Annotated in this window: 1 protein-coding gene; it reads left to right on the forward strand. The window is 28.8% G+C overall.

The window, feature by feature from the left end; all coding sequences use genetic code 11:
* Window positions 1-86: 86 nt before the first annotated feature.
* Window positions 87-1243 (forward strand): IS3 family transposase gene (locus tag NSA58_RS20345; protein WP_257560948.1). Its coding sequence is split into 2 segments (ribosomal slippage): window positions 87-375 and window positions 375-1243, totalling 1158 coding nucleotides; the frame shifts between segments, so codons are not numbered across the junction.
* Window positions 1244-1280: the final 37 nt, after the last annotated feature.

Genomic DNA, 1280 nt, shown 5'->3' on the forward strand with positions numbered 1-1280 from the left:
TGAAGTGAACCCTTTACACGGGAATAAATAAAACAACCTCTTTTGAAACATACTATATGTATGATTTTAAAGGAGGTTATTTTATTATGAGTACAAGAGTACACTACTCACCAGAAATAAAATGGAAAGCTATAGATATGAAATTAAATGGTAGTACTACAAAAGAAGTTATGAATAAACTAGGAATAAAAAATAAATCTCAAATTATGACATGGTTGAGATGGTATAAAAAAGGTGAAACCCATAGATTCAATCAACCTGTCGGTAAACAATATACCTACGGTAAGGGAGTATTAGAAGAGTCTGAAATAGAAAGACTTAGAATGGAAAATAAACAACTTAAAGCACGTATAGACATAATGGGAAAGTACCAAGAGATAGAAAGGATGTTGATGCAAAAATAGTAAAATCAATAGTTAATCAATATAGAAAAATATACAGTAATAAGCAAATATACACTGCTTTAAATCTGCCTAAAACTACTTTTTATAGATGGTTAAATTCATCAGACCAAGAAATTTCTGAGGAAGAAAAATCTATCATAGATACATGCAAAATCAATAAATATAGATATGGATATAGGAAAGTTCATGCTGTATTAAAATCTATGGGATTTAAGATTAATCATAAGAAAGTACTTAGGATTATGCACAAAAATAATATTTTAGCAAAAATTCGCAGAAAAAAGAGAAAATTCAATAGCGGAGCTACATCAGTTATTGCACCTAATATATTAAAAAGAGATTTTATAGCTAAATCACCTAATACAAAATGGTTCACGGATATTACATACTTAAAGTTCAGTAATAAAACTTTATATTTATCTGCTATTATGGATGGATTTAATGGAGAAATTGTTGCTTATAAAATTGCTGATAATCAAGAAGTACCACTAGTTAAGGATACACTTAGCGAAGCTATCATATCAATAAAATACAAAGATTTAATATTACATTCAGATCAGGGTGCTGTATACACATGTCCAAACTTTCAAAATTTTGTTAAACAAAATGGGATAACTATGAGCATGTCTAGAAAAGGTAACTGCCATGATAATGCTGCTATGGAAAGTTTCTTTTCATCATTGAAGACAGAAGCATTCTATTCTCAAGGATTAAAGAATTTATCAAGTAAAATGGTGATTGAAATTGTATCTCAATATATAGATTATTATAACAAAGAAAGAATACAGGCAAAATTAAACTACCTTTCTCCTGTAAAATACAAGAAAAAGGTAGCCTAGGTTGTTTTATATTGTTCCACATGAAGGGTGCAGTTCA

Source organism: Terrisporobacter muris (genome assembly GCF_024621905.1).
GTDB classification, from domain to species: domain Bacteria; phylum Bacillota; class Clostridia; order Peptostreptococcales; family Peptostreptococcaceae; genus Terrisporobacter; species Terrisporobacter muris.